The sequence below is a fragment of the Pseudonocardia sp. genome, assembly GCF_029263155.1.
Taxonomy (GTDB): domain Bacteria; phylum Actinomycetota; class Actinomycetes; order Mycobacteriales; family Pseudonocardiaceae; genus Pseudonocardia.
In genome coordinates, this window is record NZ_JAJCYB010000072.1 from 1 (window position 1) to 14,523 (window position 14,523).

General features: G+C 75.2%; 15 protein-coding genes. 7 read left to right on the forward strand and 8 right to left on the reverse strand.

The window, feature by feature from the left end:
- Positions 1-417: 417 nt before the first annotated feature.
- Positions 418-1,179 (reverse strand): alpha/beta hydrolase, encoded by a 762-nt coding sequence (locus Q1K26_RS13945; RefSeq protein WP_300011770.1) that lies wholly within the window; start codon positions 1,177-1,179, stop codon positions 418-420.
- A 34-nt stretch (positions 1,180-1,213) separates the two neighbouring features.
- Between Q1K26_RS13945 and Q1K26_RS13950 the strand changes: the two genes are divergently transcribed.
- Positions 1,214-1,645, forward strand: a complete 432-nt coding sequence (locus Q1K26_RS13950) for a glyoxalase (RefSeq protein WP_300011773.1) — start codon at positions 1,214-1,216, stop codon at positions 1,643-1,645.
- On the opposite strand, the gene Q1K26_RS13955 is transcribed toward Q1K26_RS13950, so the two are convergent.
- Positions 1,554-1,955 (reverse strand): MmcQ/YjbR family DNA-binding protein, encoded by a 402-nt coding sequence (locus Q1K26_RS13955; RefSeq protein WP_300011776.1) that lies wholly within the window; start codon positions 1,953-1,955, stop codon positions 1,554-1,556. The genes Q1K26_RS13950 and Q1K26_RS13955 overlap by 92 nt on opposite strands.
- A gap of 144 nt (positions 1,956-2,099) precedes the next feature.
- On the opposite strand from Q1K26_RS13955, the gene Q1K26_RS13960 reads away from it, so the two are divergent.
- On the forward strand, positions 2,100-4,457 hold the full coding sequence (locus Q1K26_RS13960; protein ID WP_300011779.1) for a SpoIIE family protein phosphatase: 2,358 nt from the start codon (positions 2,100-2,102) through the stop codon (positions 4,455-4,457).
- Positions 4,454-5,077 (forward strand): nucleoside/nucleotide kinase family protein, encoded by a 624-nt coding sequence (locus tag Q1K26_RS13965; protein WP_300011782.1) that lies wholly within the window; start codon positions 4,454-4,456, stop codon positions 5,075-5,077. The genes Q1K26_RS13960 and Q1K26_RS13965 overlap by 4 nt, the downstream gene beginning before the upstream one ends.
- On the opposite strand, the gene Q1K26_RS13970 is transcribed toward Q1K26_RS13965, so the two are convergent.
- Genes Q1K26_RS13970 through Q1K26_RS13985 form a run of 4 tightly spaced genes read right to left on the reverse strand, consistent with a single transcriptional unit; the run spans position 5,074 to position 9,552 of the window.
- Positions 5,074-5,808, reverse strand: coding sequence for a MerR family transcriptional regulator (locus Q1K26_RS13970; protein ID WP_300011785.1), 735 nt, complete (start codon positions 5,806-5,808; stop codon positions 5,074-5,076). The genes Q1K26_RS13965 and Q1K26_RS13970 overlap by 4 nt on opposite strands.
- A 28-nt stretch (positions 5,809-5,836) precedes the next feature.
- Positions 5,837-6,985, reverse strand: coding sequence for a DUF3500 domain-containing protein (locus tag Q1K26_RS13975; protein ID WP_300011788.1), 1,149 nt, complete (start codon positions 6,983-6,985; stop codon positions 5,837-5,839).
- 48 nt (positions 6,986-7,033) lie between these two features.
- Positions 7,034-7,237 carry a hypothetical protein gene (locus Q1K26_RS13980; protein ID WP_300011791.1) on the reverse strand — a complete coding sequence of 68 codons (204 nt, stop codon included), beginning with the start codon at positions 7,235-7,237 and terminating at the stop codon, positions 7,034-7,036.
- A 53-nt stretch (positions 7,238-7,290) separates the two neighbouring features.
- Positions 7,291-9,552, reverse strand: a complete 2,262-nt coding sequence (locus Q1K26_RS13985) for a transglycosylase domain-containing protein (RefSeq protein ID WP_300011794.1) — start codon at positions 9,550-9,552, stop codon at positions 7,291-7,293.
- A 302-nt stretch (positions 9,553-9,854) separates the two neighbouring features.
- On the opposite strand from Q1K26_RS13985, the gene Q1K26_RS13990 reads away from it, so the two are divergent.
- Both Q1K26_RS13990 and Q1K26_RS13995 read left to right on the forward strand, forming a co-directional pair.
- Positions 9,855-11,072: an alpha/beta hydrolase gene (locus Q1K26_RS13990; protein ID WP_300011797.1), complete on the forward strand. Its 1,218-nt coding sequence runs from the start codon at positions 9,855-9,857 to the stop codon at positions 11,070-11,072.
- A 92-nt stretch (positions 11,073-11,164) separates the two neighbouring features.
- Positions 11,165-11,476 carry a hypothetical protein gene (locus tag Q1K26_RS13995; protein WP_300011800.1) on the forward strand — a complete coding sequence of 104 codons (312 nt, stop codon included), beginning with the start codon at positions 11,165-11,167 and terminating at the stop codon, positions 11,474-11,476.
- A 14-nt stretch (positions 11,477-11,490) separates the two neighbouring features.
- On the opposite strand, the gene Q1K26_RS14000 is transcribed toward Q1K26_RS13995, so the two are convergent.
- Together Q1K26_RS14000 and Q1K26_RS14005 are read right to left on the reverse strand one after the other, a co-directional pair.
- Positions 11,491-11,865, reverse strand: a complete 375-nt coding sequence (locus Q1K26_RS14000) for a nuclear transport factor 2 family protein (RefSeq protein ID WP_300011803.1) — start codon at positions 11,863-11,865, stop codon at positions 11,491-11,493.
- A complete protein-coding gene (locus Q1K26_RS14005) occupies positions 11,862-12,863 on the reverse strand; it encodes an LLM class flavin-dependent oxidoreductase (RefSeq protein WP_300011806.1) in 1,002 nt (333 codons plus the stop codon). The genes Q1K26_RS14000 and Q1K26_RS14005 overlap by 4 nt, the downstream gene beginning before the upstream one ends.
- Positions 12,864-13,177: 314 nt before the next feature.
- On the opposite strand from Q1K26_RS14005, the gene Q1K26_RS14010 reads away from it, so the two are divergent.
- Together Q1K26_RS14010 and Q1K26_RS14015 are read left to right on the forward strand one after the other, a co-directional pair.
- On the forward strand, positions 13,178-13,894 hold the full coding sequence (locus Q1K26_RS14010) for a hypothetical protein (RefSeq protein ID WP_300011809.1): 717 nt from the start codon (positions 13,178-13,180) through the stop codon (positions 13,892-13,894).
- Between the two features lie 157 nt (positions 13,895-14,051).
- A complete protein-coding gene (locus Q1K26_RS14015; RefSeq protein ID WP_300011812.1) occupies positions 14,052-14,504 on the forward strand; it encodes a hypothetical protein in 453 nt (150 codons plus the stop codon).
- Positions 14,505-14,523 lie beyond the last annotated feature (19 nt).

The window sequence follows — 14,523 nt, forward strand, 5'->3', positions numbered from 1 at the left end:
CGCAGATCAACCGGGAATCTTCGCGCATTGGCGGCATGGTGCGCTGCCGAGTGGTTCGGTAACGGGAGCCGTGTGACACGAGAGTGTCAAGCACGGTTCTACGAGCGGCGGCGGGTGAGATTCCCGCCGCCGACTCACCATGACATGAAGGAACATCCCGGCTGGCAGGTCGTCCTCCACCCCGACCGCCGGGTCGAATGGATCACCCCCACCGGGCACCGGTACTGGACAGAGCCCCACGACTACCGGGACGGCTGACCACGCCGCCGGCGGACAGCACGGCCGCAGCGGCCGGTCGCGCACCGGCCCACGCCTGGCTCGGTGCCGCCGTCACCCGCCGCGGCCCCACCCCGCCTGCCGAAGGGCATTCGTGGGCAGCCGGCGTTCCTCTCGCCGCCGGCCCGTTCCGCGACGACCCTAGGGAACGGTGGCGAGGAACCTCAGCACCGCATCGGCGGTCGCCTCCGGCGCCTCGAGGTGCGGGGCGTGGCCGCAGTCCAGCACCAGCAGCTCCACCGGCCCCGTGGCCAGGTCCCGCACCGCCTCGACGTGCGCCACCGTGCCGTAGGGGTCGTCGGTGCCCTGCACGGCCAACACCGGGCAACGGATGCCGGGCAGGTCGGCACGCAGATCCCACGCCAGGAACGCCGGGTCGAGCCACATGTCGTTCCAGTTCCGGAACGCGGCATCGGGATCGCGGTGCCTGCGGGCCATCCGGGTGCGCAGATCACCGGTGTCGTAGGCGTCGCGGGCCGCGCGCACCCCGCCGAGCCCGAACTCCTCGACGAACACGTGCGGCGCGAGCACGATTAGGCCGTGGACGGGCGCCGTCGCCGCGTGCACCAGCCCGATCGAGGCCCCGTCGCTGTGGCCGACGACGACCGGCTCGTCCAGCCCCAGCGCCTCCCGCAGCGCGGGCACCACGACGACGGCCTCGGTGCGCATGAACTCCGGGGTGCGTGGGGCCTGCGGGGTGTCGGACCATCCGTGGCCCAGCCGCGAGTACGCCACCGCCCGCCGGCCGGTGGCCTCGGCGATCCGGCGGTGGAAGCCCCGCCACAGCGCGACGGAGCCGAGCCCTTCGTGCAGGAACAGCAGCGGAGCCAGGTCGGCGGCACCGGGGACGTCGTCGAACTCGACACGCCCACCCGGCACGAGGACGGTGGGAAGATCGGACACCCGCCGAACGTAGCCGCCGCAGGACCGTCGATGAGTGATCGCCCCCCGGTTCACCTGGCCGTCCCGGGTCGACGACACCGACCGGGGCCTGGCCGAGGGCCGCAGCGCCGAGCACCGGGTGGACCGGGACCGGCCCCAGCTCGTGACGCACGTCGCCCCGGGGTCGGGGCCGGTCGGGCACAGCGACGTGGACGGCCACCGCGTTCCGGTGCCGCACTTCGGGCTCGTCCTGGTCGCGGACTTCCACGCCACGGCGCAGCGGCTTCGCGACGCGGGCACGGAGTTCGTCGTCGAGTCCTACCGGCGCTTCGCCGGGGAGCCGGGGGAGCAGTGGACGATGTTCCTGCTCGACCCGGCGGGCAACGCGCCGGAGTTCACGGCGTTCCGGGACCCGGCGCAGCTGTTCGCGACCCGTCGAGCTGCGCCACCAGCTTCCTCGGCGCGATCGTGCGGTAGGCGTCGGTGACGATCTCGGCGATCTCGTCCCAGTCGACCTCGACGTCGAGCCACACCCCCAGCCAACCCCGTCCGCCGACATAGGGCGGGCGGAAGAACCGCTCCGGTTCGGCCGCGACCAGCTCCTCCTGCGCGCCGGTCGGGGCGGCGCACCAGAACGCGAGGCGGTCGTCGTGGTGGTGGTCGGCCAGCGACACGAACACCCGGCCGGACTTCCCGGGCCGGACGAACCACGTCGGCTCGCCGTGGCTGACCCGCTCGGTCACCTCCGGCAGCGCCAGGCACAGCGCCCGGAGCCGGACGACCGGACCGTCGGTCACGGCTTCACCTCGGGACGGTGGTTGCTCAGCGACCTCACGGTGCCCTCCTCGTCGGTGACGGCGCAACGCCGCGAGCCGCGGGAGCGGTGCCGTCCATCGGGTCAGCATCGCACCGGACCCCGACAGCCACCTACGATCACCTCCGTGCAGCGATCCGGCGACCTGACGGCCGGGATCGTGGACGAGCTCCCGATCGGGGTGTTCGCGCTCGACGGCGCCGGCACCGTCCTGCTCTGGAACCGCGCGGCCGAGCGGCTCACCGGCTGGGGCTGCGCGGACCTGCTCGGTCACCCGCTCGTCGACGCCCCGCTCGACCGGCCCAGCATGGACCGGGTCTTCGACGAGCTCGCGGCGGGCCGCGGATTCACCGGCCGTTTCCCGGCGCTGGACGCCGCCGGACCCACGCTGTACTTCCGGGCCGTCCCGTGCACGGGGCCCGGCGCCACGGTGCTCGGCGTGCTGCAGGACGTCGCCGACTCCCGCGCGGGCGACGAGGCGTTCGCCCTGCTCGACGCGCTGTGGGAGAGCGCCCCGGTGGGCCTGGCCTACTTCGACACCGCGCTGCGCTACCGCCGTGTCAACCACGCGGTGCTCGACATCGACGGCGGCACCGTCGACGAGCGGCTGGGGCGCACGCTCGAGGACGTCCACGGGCCGACCGGAGCGGCCGTCGCCGCCGAGCTGAAGCAGGTACTCGACACCGGCCGGCCGCGGGTCGACGTGCCGATGCGCGGGCGGCTCTGGCACGGCGAGGGACCGCCGCAGGAGTGGCGGATGAACATCTACCCGGTGCACGCACCCGACGGGTCCCTGGTCGGGGTGGGCCTCGTCGTCGTCGACGTCACCGCGGCCGAGCGCTCCCGGCGCGACCTGGCCCGCGCGGCCGCCCAGCGCGAGCACGCCCTCAACCGCTACCAGAGCCTGATCGAGGCCACGAGCGCCGCCGTCTGGGTCCGCGAGGTGGACGGCACCGCACACCGTGACGCGCCGGGCCTGCGGGCGATCACCGGACAGAGCGTGGCGGAGATGCGCGGCTGGGGATTCCTCGACGCGGTGCACCCCAATCACCGCGGCGCCTGGCGCACCGCGTGGGAGCAGGCGGTGTCGGCCGATCCCGCGGAGGTGTTCACCCGGGTCTACCGCCTGCGCACCGCGGGCGGCGGGTACCGCTGGTTCCGCACCCGGGCGGTGCCGGTGCGCACCGAGGGCCGCGTCGCGCAGTGGGTGGGCACCGAGACCGACATCGACGACGGCATGCGCGCCCGCGACCGGCTCGACCTGCTCGCCCAGGCGACGTTCGCGATGAACGCGGCCACCGAGCCCGACGGTGAGCTGGCCGCACTGGCCGACACCCTGGTGCCGGAGTTCGCCGACGTGTGCCGCGTCTACCTGGTCGACCAGCCGCGGGCAGCCGGGTCGGTCACCGGGCGACGCTCGATCGTGCGGACCGCGGCGGGTCTGGCGGAGTCGCCGATGACCGACCCCCGGTTCGTTTTCGGCCCGGCCCACCCCATCGCGCGCTGCGTGCGCACCGCGGCACCGGTGCTCGCCGAGACCCCGACGGTCGGGGTGCGGGACTGGCACCCGACCGACGAGATGGAGCGCTGGGGACTGGCGGTCGACGCGCACTCGGTCCTGGTCGCGCCCGTGCTCTCCGGAGGCGCGGTCGTGGCGGCGCTGCTGTTCATCGGGTGCGCCGACCGGCCCCGCTACACCGAGGACGACCTCGGGCTCGTCGGGGAGCTGGGGGTACGCGCGTCGGCGGCCGTGGAGAAGGCGGTGGCGTTCCACCAGAGCCGGCAGGTCGCGATGGCGTTGCAGAGCGCGATGCTGTCCGAGCCGACGTCGGTGCCGGGGTGCGAGATCGAGGCGCGTTACCTGCCGGCCGCCGCGGGCCTGGCCATCGGCGGCGACTGGTTCGACGCGTTCCCGCTGCCCGGCGGGGAACTGGCCGTCGGCGTCGGGGACGTCGCGGGGCACGACCTCCCCGCGGCGGCCACGATGGGCCAGCTGCGCAGCATGCTGCGGGCGCTGGCCGACGGCACCTGCCCGCCGTCGACCGTGGTGTCGCGGCTGGACCGGGTGGCCACCCGCCTGGGGGTCACCCGGTTCACCACGCTCGTGCACGGGCACCTCGTGCGCGACGCCGGGCGCACCGTGTTCCGCTGGTCCAACGCCGGGCACCCGCCACCGGTGCTCGTCTCGCCCGCCGGCGAGCCGTGCTTCCTCACCGGGGAGGTCGGCATCGTCCTCGGGGTCGCCCCCGACCTGCCGCGCCGCGACAGCGAGGTGGACGTGCCGCCGGGGTCCACCCTGCTGCTCTACACCGACGGGCTGGCCGAGCAGCGCCGCGACCCCGACGATCGGGCCGCGGCCGAGCTGCTGGAGCTGGTCCGGACGCACGCCCACCGGCCGCTGGGCGAGTTCTGCGACCATCTCGTGCGCGGCACGTCCGCCGACACCGACGACGACATCGCGGTGCTGGCGGTGCGCCTCACATGACGCAGGCCGAGCTGGTGGCCCGAGCCGCGGGCCTGGCCGGGTCGGGCCGGGCGGTGCTGGGCGTGGCGGGCAGCCCGGGGTCGGGCAAGTCGACACTGGTCGCGGCCCTGCTGGCCGCGCTGCGCCGGGAACTGGGCCCCGACGCCGTCGCGCACGTCCCGATGGACGGGTTCCACCTCGCCGACGCCGAGCTGGCCCGGCTCGGGCGGGCCGGGCGCAAGGGCGCGCCCGACACGTTCGACGTCGGCGGCTACCTGGCGCTGCTGCGCCGGATCCGGGCCGGGTCCGGGGACACGATCTACGCGCCGGCGTTCGAGCGGGACCTCGAACAGGCACTGGCCGGGGCGATCCCCGTCCCGCCGTCCACGCGGCTGGTGCTCACCGAGGGCAACTACCTGCTCCTCGACGAGCCCGGCTGGCGCGACGTGCGCGCCGAGCTGGACGAGGTGTGGTTCTGCGACCTGCGAGCCGACGTCCGGCTGGACCGGCTGATCGCCCGGCACGTGCGGTTCGGCAAGACCCCGGAGCAGGCCGCCGCGTGGGTCGATGCGGTCGACGAGCCGAACGCGGCGCGCATCGAGGCCACGCGCCCCCGGGCCGACCTGATCGTCGCCGTCTAACGCAGGGTGCCGGCGTACACGGCGATCGCGTCGCGGAGGTACACCGCCAGACCGGGGGCGTGGGCGTCGATGCCGGCGGTGAAGCGCTCGTCGTCGACGTAGAGCCGGCCCAGGCCCACGTAGGCGTCGGGGCCGGGCGTCCAGAAGTGGCTGACCCACGCGTGGTGGCGGGCGATCACCGCCTGCACCGCCGGGGCGTCGACGGTCGCGCCGCTCGCCATCAGGGCCGCGAGGTCGCGGTGGACGCCGTCGCCCTCGCCGCGCACCCCGCGCGCGGTGTCGGCGTCCCAGGACGCGGCGCGGCGCTGGGCCGCCACGGCCTGCTCGCCGTAGAGCTCGCGGGCCTGCGCGGCGTACGGGTCGTCGGCGAAGCCGGCGAACATCTCCTCGGCGGGCACGGCGGCACCGTCCTGTCTCTCGTCGATGGTGCGGGCCACGGTCTCGGCCAGCCGTGTGAGCCGGGCCGCCTCGGCCAGCAGGCGCCGGTGGTGGCGGCGCAGCGCGGCCGTCTCGTCGGCGCCGTCGAGCACCTGGGCGATGTCGGTCAGGCCCAGCCCCAGCTCGCGCAACAGCATGATGTGCTGCAGCCGCTGCAGCTGCGGACGCTCGTAGAAGCGCAGCCCACCGGGCCCGGTACGGGCCGGTGGGAGCAGGCCGACGTGGTCGTAGTGGCGCAGGGTGCGGGAGCTGACCCGGGCCATCCGGGCCACCTCCGCGGTCGACCAGCGCATGCGCCCGACCGTAGGGGTTGACGCTGCGTCAAGCGCTCCGGTCGTCGGTGTGGTGCCGGTCACGGTGGGCGGCGAGGACGTCGAGGCCGAAGTCGGCCTCCGGGTCGCGCCACACCGAGTGGGCGTGGTTGACCTGGCGCTGCGTGTTGTCCCACTCCAGCAGCAGCCGCGGGCCCTGCAGGCGGTAGTAGTGCGGCTCGCCGGGGGCCGTGCCGCCCGCCCAGGCGAGGTGCACGGCGTCGAGCGCGGCCTCGTCGGCGTAGGAGGGGGCGAGCCCGTCGGGGACCCGGCCGAGGTAGGTGTCCAGCACGGCGCGCAGCAGGGCGCGCTGCCCCGCGTCGAGCGCGGAGGCGGGGACGCCCTTGGGCGCGGTCGTGAGCGCGAGCGCGCGGTGGTCGGCGGCGTCGAGCCCGGCGTTCTCGTCGATGGCGTCGCTGGCCCGCTGCAGCGTCGCCTGCTCGGCCGGGTCGGTGAACGCCCCGCGCCACACCCCGGCCAGCGGGACCACCTCGTCCCCGTCGGAGACCCGGGTGCGGTTGGCGCCGACGATGTCCGACGGCGCGCGGGGCAGCAGCACCGCGCGGGCGGCGAGCTCGGGGTCCAGCGACCCGACCAGCTCGCGGGCGAGGTCCTCGACGGCGCCGAGCGGGCGCAGCGTCGCCCCGCCCAGCAGCGGCGAGGTGGCCGGGTCGGCGCCCAGGAACAGCGGCGTCACCGCGACGACCCGGCCGTCGACGACGAGCATGTTCACCGAGACGTGGTGCCCGCCGAAGCGCCACGCCCACGGACGCGCACCGCCGGGCTCACCGAAGACGCGCAGGTAGTACAGGCCGGGGTCGCGGCCGCGCTCCCGTCCCCATGTGGCGACGAAGCCCTCCGTGCGGTCCAGCACGTTCTCCAGGCCCATGACCGTGGCGACGGTGCCGTACGCGGCCGCGGACAGCCCGCTCGCGACCAGCGCCATCGCCAGGCGCTGCTGGGCCGGGCGCTGGTCGTGCATCGTGAGGCCGCCGTGGTCGGTGGGCGTGTAGAACCAGCGCAGCCGCTCGTCGTCGCCCTCCCCGCCGGGCGCCGGGCCACGTGCGGGTACCGCCTGGGCGGGGGTGAGCGACTCCAGCCACGCGGTCGCCGCCGCGGCCATCGCGGTGGCGACATCCCGGCGCACGTCGGTGGGCATCCCCGAACTCTAGTGCGGCGGTTCCGTGACCCCGGTGCGGTCACCGCGTCAGCGGGGCCGGCCCATGGTGATCTCGCAGCGGATCGCGCCCGCGTCCAGCCCGGTGAGGTCCGCGATCAGGGAGCGCGCCGCGTCGTCGGCGTCGGTCATGGCGAGCACGGTCGTGGCGGCCTCGATCTCTGGGACGTACAGGACGATCCGCCGGTCCGCGGGCCACGCGAGGACCTCCCAGGTGTGTTCGCGGGCCGCCACCGTCGCCACGGTAGTCCCGAACCGGGCCGGACCGTCGCACGCCCGGCCACCCGTCAGCCGCAGGGCGTGACCGAGCAGTCCCGGGGCGTCGGGTCCGGTGCGGGTGTCGGTCCGGGCTCGGCCGCCGGGGAGCCGAACAGCAGCGGGTCGCGTGCCGGCGCGGGCTCACCGGGGGCCGGAGCGGCGCGCGGGTCGAACGGGGGCGGCGGGCCGCCCTCGGGTGCCGGGGGGACCGGTGCCGGGGTCGGTTCCGGCGCCGTCTCGGGGGTGGGGGCGGGGGTGGGCTCGGCCGACTCCTCACTGTTCGGCGGCGCGTCGCTCGGCGCCTCGCCGATCGGGCGGAACGGCGCGAACGTCTCCACCGGCTCGGCCTCCAGCGCCTCGCCCATGAACTCCTGCCACACCTCGCCGGGCAGGCCCTTGCCGCTGATCGGCGTGCCGCGCGACGTCCGGATCGGGGAGTTCATGTCGGTGCCGATCCACACCGACGTCGAGAGTGTCGGGGTGAAACCCGCCATCCAGGCGTCGTTGTTCTCGCCCTCGAACCGCGACTGCACGGTGCCGGTCTTCGCGGCCACCGGTCGCCCGCCGGGCAGGGCCAGCCCGTCGGTCTCGGCCACCTCCAGCATCGACTCGACGACGTTGCGCGCCACCCGCTCGGGGAAGCGCCGTTCCCCCTCGGTCGGTGCGGCGTAGAGCACGCGGCCGTCGGCGGTGACGACCTCGGCGACCAGGTGCGGCTGGTGCCACACGCCGCCGCCGGCGAGCGTCGCGTACGCCGAGGCGAGGTCCAGGACGCTGACCTCCTTGTTGCCCAGCGCGATGCCCTCGTTAGGGTCGTCGAGAGGTGCGGTGATGCCCGCCGCCCGGGCCGCCGCGGCGACCGACTCCGCCCCGACCTCCTTGGCCAGGGTGTTGAACACGACGTTGTTGGACACCGTCATCGCCTGCTTGAGGTCGCACCGGTCGCAGTCGGCGCCCTCGGCGTTGCGCAGGCCCGGCACCTCCTCGCCGTCGTAGGTCTCGCCCAGCCCGACCGGCGGGTCCTGCTGCAGCCCGGCGAGCACCACGAACGGCTTGAACGTGGAGCCGGCGAGCCGGTTCACGCGCGCGTAGTCCAGCCCCACGCCGTTGTCGCCGCCGTAGTACGCCGTGATGCCACCGGTCGCCGGGTCGACGGCCACCATCGCGCTGCGCAGGTTGGCGGGCTGGCCCGCCAGCGCCGCGTGCGCGGCGTCGACGGCCTGCTGCTGGCGTAGCGGGTCGATCGTCGTGGTGATCCGCAGGCCCTCCTGGGCCAGGTCCTCGGAGGTGATGCCCAGCGCATCGAGCTCGGCGGTGACTGCGGTGACGATGTGGCCGCGGGCGTCGGCGGGCACGCCCGCCGCGGCACGCCTCGGTTCCGCGGTCGCCGGGAACTCCAGCGCCCCGCGCTCCGCGGCGCCGAGCCAGCCCTCCTCGACCATGCCGTCGAGCACGAACTCCCAGCGCTGCAGCGCCCGCTCCGGGTTGACCGCCGGGTCCCACCTCGACGGCGACTGGATCAGCCCGGCGAGCACGGCGCCCTCGCTGGGGTCGAGCAGCTGCACCGGCTTGTCGAAGTAGGCCTGGCTCGCCGACTGGATGCCGTAGGCGCCGCGCCCGAAGTAGATGGCGTTGAGGTAGTCGCCGAGGATCTCGTCCTTGGACCGCTCCTGGGAGATCTTGACGGCGAGCACGACCTCCTTGTACTTGCGCCACAGCGTGTACGCGTCGCCGACGAGCGCGTTCTTCACGTACTGCTGCGTGATCGTCGATCCGCCCCCGGACCCGCCGCGGAGCTGGTTCCACACCGCCCGCATGATACCGCCGAGGTCGAAGCCCGGGTTGGAGTAGAAGGTGCGGTCCTCGGCGGCGAGGACGGCGTCGCGCACGTGCGGCGGCACGTCGGCGACGTCCACGGCGATCCGGTTGCCCTCCTCGGGCACCAGGCGGGTGAGGCGGCTGCCGTCGGCGAACGACACGAGCGCCACCTGGTTGGTGACGGCGTCGTCCGGGCTGGGCACGGAGAACACCAGATAGCCCAGGCCGAACGCGACCAGCGGTCCGAGCAGCACCGCCGCCAGGCCGGACAGGACCGTGTTGCGGGCGATCCGCAGCCGGCGGGCCCGGCGCTGCTCCGGCGTGGCGGGGCGGCGGTGCCGCCGCGGGCGCCTGCCGGCCTCCGCGTGTCCCCCGTCCGGGGAGGCGTTGCGGCCGCGCGTCGGGGGCCGCCACCAGGCGACCCCGGCGGACCGGCCGGACCGGCGGGGCGCGGAGGCGTGTGCACCGGACACGGTTCCACCTCCCTCGCACCGTCCCGCTCCGGGACGCCGGAGGGGTTACCGTCGGGTCAACGGGACCCGCTCGGCGCGCGGTGCGGGTCGACGGGTCACATCACCCGATATGAGGAGCGTTCGGTGGCACCGATCCGGTGAACACCGGCCGTTCGGGCACATAGCGTCACGCCGCTGCGCCGTCCGGCCCAGTGCGGGAGGGCGCCCGGACGCCGCTGCACCGGCGCGGCCCCGACGGGACAGGGCGCCGCCCGTATCGTCGCCCCGACGGCGGCCCCGGGCCGCGGGAGGGAGGCGCCGCCGTGGGGACGGGACGGGCCGCGGCGATCGCGGCGGGGGTGGCCGGGGTGCTGGCCGCGGCCGGGGCGCGGCGGCCTGTGATCCGCACGTGGCCCGCGTCGATCCTGCAGGCCGCGCCGTGCCTGCCGGCCTCCGAGACGCCCGGCGCGCTCTCGCTGGTCCACGCCGCGATCGGTGCCGCGGCCCTGCGCGACGGGGGCGGGCGCCGCCCGGCCGGGCTCGCGGCGGCGGCCGTCAACGGTCTCGCGGTCGCGGCGCTGGTCGACCTGCGCCGCGACGCCGACCGCACCGCCCGCGTGTTCGACGCCGCGCTCGCCGGGCTGCCCACCCCCGCGGCCGCGGCCCTGCCCCTGCTCGGGGGACGGGCCGCCCGGGAGCGCCACCTGCGCGCGGCCGATCTCGCCTACGGGCCGGACCCGGCGCAGCGGCTCGACGTGTGGGGCCCGGCGGGCCCGACCGCGGGCGCTCCGGTGCTCGTGCAGGTGCACGGCGGGGGCTGGACCGGCGGCGACAAGGCCCACTCGGCGGCACCGCTCATGGCACACCTGGTCGCGCACGGCTGGGTGTGCGTCACGGTGAACTACCGGCTCGGCCCCCACCATCGCTGGCCCGCCATGATCGTCGACGTCAAGCGCGCGATCGCGTGGGTCAAGGAGCACATCGGCGGGTACGGCGGCGACCCCTCGTTCGTGGCGATCAGCGGGGGTTCGGCGGGAGGGCACCTGGCGTCGCTGGCCGCGCTCACCGCGAACGACCCGGCGTTCCAGCCCGGGTTCGCGGGCGCGGACACCACCCTGGCCGCCGCCGTCCCCGTGTACGGCGTGCACGACTTCTCGCGCGACGAGCACGGGCTGTTCGCCCTGCTGGAGCGCAAGGTCATCGGCACCACCCGCGTCGAGGACCCCGACACGTGGCTGGCCGCGTCGCCGCTGCACCGGGTCACCGTCGACGCCCCGCCGTTCCTCGTGGTGCACGGCGACACCGACACGATCGTCTCGGTGGGGCAGTCGCGGCGGTTCGTGCGGCGGATGCGCGAGGTCGGGGCCGAGGTCCGGCACGCCGAGCTGCCCCGCGCGCAGCACGGCTTCGACGCCTTCCCGACGGCGCGCACCGGGCACCACGTCCGCGGCGTGCACCGGTTCCTCGCCGGCGTCCGAGCCCGGCGCCGGGTGCGCCCCGCGGGGGCACCGACGGGTCAACTCCACCCGGCAACCGGCTGAATCCCCGATCCGGCCTATGGAGTCCCGGGCCGCGACACCGCATGCTGGGGCCGCGGTTCGACCCGAGCCGTGTCGTGGTCCGGGGAGTGTGCGTGACGGTTCTGGTGTGGATCCTGGGTGGTGCCGGCCTGTGGGCCGTGGCGGCGGCGGTCCTCTCGTTCGTGCTCGGCCGGGTGATCGGGCGGGCACAGGCGGAGGACGACTCGTACGAGGCCCTGCGCGCCACGCGCCCGGCGCCGGAGTCCGTGGTCGCGCCCGCCGTCGACCCCGCGACCGCGCCCATCCCGCTCGCGATGCCCCGGCAGCGGGCCGTGCCGCCCGCACCGGCGATGCCCCGCATCCCGCAGCCCCGCCCGCAGCCGCAGCCGCGCAGCCCGGCCGAGCGAGCGGTGCCACCGGGCTGACGGGGCTCACGGGCTCACGGGGCGAGCAGCGCCGCCATCCGCTCGCGCAGCGCCGTGGCCGCCGAGTACGGCCGCACCATCACCGTCAGCTCGGTGAGCTGCCCGCCGACGCCGCGCAGGATGTCGACGCCCTCCAGGTCCCGGTCGCCGACCCGGGCGGCGAAGCGCAGCACGTGTCCCTCGTCGCCGCCGTAGGAGCCGGTGTAACGGAAGTCCTCGAACACCCCGGTGACGGCGGCCAGGATCGCGCGCAGCGCCTCCCGCCCGACGTAGGGGCGGTGCACGACCGGGGAGTGGAACACCGCGTCGGGGATGAACAGCGCCACCGCCGCGTCCACGTCACCGGTCTCGACGGCCGCCCGGAACGCGGCGTAGGGGTCGCTGGTCATGCCACCATCGTGCCCCGGGTGCCGACCGCGTCGGCCAGCAGCTCGTAGGACCGCAACCGGTCGGCGCCGGAGTGCGCACTGGTGACGACCATCAGCTCGTCGACGCCGGTGCGCGCCACCAGCTCGTGGACCCCGTCGCGGACGGTGGCGGGGGAGCCGATCACCTGCCCGCCCAGCCGGTCGTCGACGAACGCCAGCTCCTGCGCGGAGTACGGGTACGCGGCCGCCTCCTCCGGGGTCGGGACGAGCCCGGGTTCGCCCTGGCGCAGCCGCAGGAACTGCAGCGCGCCGGGCAGCGCGAGCCGCCGGGCCTGCGCGTCGGACTCCGCGGCCAGCACGGACGCCGCGATCATCGCGTACGGGGCGTCCAGCACACCGGGGCGGAACGTCTCGCGGTAGAGCGCGAGTGCGGCCATGGTGTTCTCGCCGCTGAAATGGTGGGCGAACGCGAAGGGGAGCCCGAGCAGGCCCGCGACCTGGGCGCTGTACCCGCTGGACCCGAGCAGCCACATCGCGGGCTGCTGCCCGTGCGCGGGCACCGCGACGACCGGGCCCTCGCCGCGGAAGTAGGAGGCGAGCTCGGTGAGCTGCTCGGGGAAGTCGTCCGCCCCGCCCCCGCCCACCCCGGTGCCGCGGCGCAGGGCGCGTGCGGTGCGGGGGTCGGTACCGGGGGCGCGTCCGATGCCCAGATCGATCCGCCCCGGGTGCAGCGCCTCCAGGGTGCCGAACTGCTCGGCGATCACCAGCGGCTGGTGGTTGGGCAGCATCACCCCTCCCGAGCCGACCCGGATCGTCGACGACGCCGCGGCCAGATGGGCGATGAGCACCGCGGGCGACGAGCTGCCGATGCCCGGCATCCCGTGGTGCTCGGCGACCCAGTAGCGCCGGAAGCCGAGCTCCTCCACCCGCCTCACCAGCGCGGTGCTGGCGCGCAGCGCGTCGGTGGGGGTGTCGCCGGAGCCGATGGGCACGAGATCGAGCACGGATACAGGAACCACGCACCGCTCAACCAGGAGCGCGGCCCACGTCTTCCCGGTGGGCCCCGCCGGTCGGCGATCGGCTCATCCACCCCCCGCCGAACGGGGTCGTTGCGGTGGGTCACCACCCCGGTGCGTTCGTGTGCCGTGGACGCATCGTCGCGGCGTGGTCGTCCTCCGGTTCTTCGCGAACGGTCCTGCCGTCTCGGTGATCGTCACGGCCGAACGGGTGTAGCGACATTGTGCGAACGGTGCAGTGCGTTCGGCGGAAAGAGTCGGTCGTGGCTGATCCGAAACCGGTGTGAAACCATTCCGGTCCGAGAGAGGAATGCTGCGTGACCGCGATGTCTGCCGTGCTCCAGGAACTGTTGCGGTTGCCTGGCGCGACATATAGCTGCGTTCTCGAACATGCGACCGGACAGCTCCTGGTGGAGGCGGGTCGCGATGCGGGCGACGCGGCCACCGTCCTGCGCTGGGGTCGGTCGGCCACCGAGTTCCTGGCCGCCGACGGCGACGAGCTCGACGACGTCATGATGACCTCGCGGCGGGCCTACCACCTGGTGCGCCGCATCGTCGGGGAGACCCCGCAGGAGCCGCTGCTGGTGTACCTGTGCCTGGACCGGAACCGGTCCAATCTGGCGCTGGCCCGGCGCGAGCTGGCCCAGATCCGCGTCCCCCGACCGGCGCCCGATCCGGCACCGGAGCCCGGCGACGCGGCCGCGCATGTCGCCTCGACTGCGCAGATGCCGGCCCGGGAGCCGGCGGCCCTGCCCCGCCGGGTACCGGCACCGGTCCCCCCGCCACCCCCTCCCGTCCCGATGCCCGCACTCGTGCGGAGGGTGCCCGCTCCGGTCCGTCCGGCGGCCGCGGCCCAGCGCCCCCGACCGTGGCCCGGGAGCGTCCCGGAGGCACCGCCGGTGGTCCCCGCCCAGCGGGAGGGCGGGCCGGGGGACCCCGTGCCGGCCGGGTACGGGCCGGTCGCGGGTCCGCGATGGGCCGACGACGTCGGCACGCTGCGCAGGCTGCTCGCCGGCCTCAAGGCGCTGCGATGACCCGGAATGCACCGATCGCCCGATCTTCAATTGTCGACGACCGCCCCGGCGGCGATGCCCACGCCGGGTGTGGTTATTGTTTCGCCCGACCCGATCGGGTGTGTGGCGGAAAGCAGGCCCAGAGCGCCCGTGATCGTGATACCCGGAGGTAGTGGAAATGAACATCGAACACTCGCTCGACATGGTGGCGAACATCAAGGGCGCATTCGCGGCGGCCGTGGTCGACTACGAGAGCGGCATGAGCCTGGGCTCCCGCGGCGGCAGTCCCGAGTTCGATCTCGACGTGGCGTCGCCGGGCAACAGCGAGGTCGTCCGCACCAAGCTGGAGGTCATGGAGAAGCTGGGCCTGCGCGAGGGCATCGAGGACATCCTGATCACCCTGGACACCCAGTACCACCTGATCCGACCCATCCGCGGCGGCGGGGACGAGAAGCTGTTCTTCTACCTCGCGCTCAACCGTGCCCAGGCCAACCTGGCGATGGCGCGGCGCGACCTGCGGGTCATCGAGCAGCAGTTCTACATGGCCGCCCCCGGGGTCAAGACCGGCCGCCCCGGTCCGGGATCGCAGGACAACAGCCAGGCGTTCTTCCCGTCCGCCGCCGGTCGCTGACCGGGGGGGGTGACGCGGG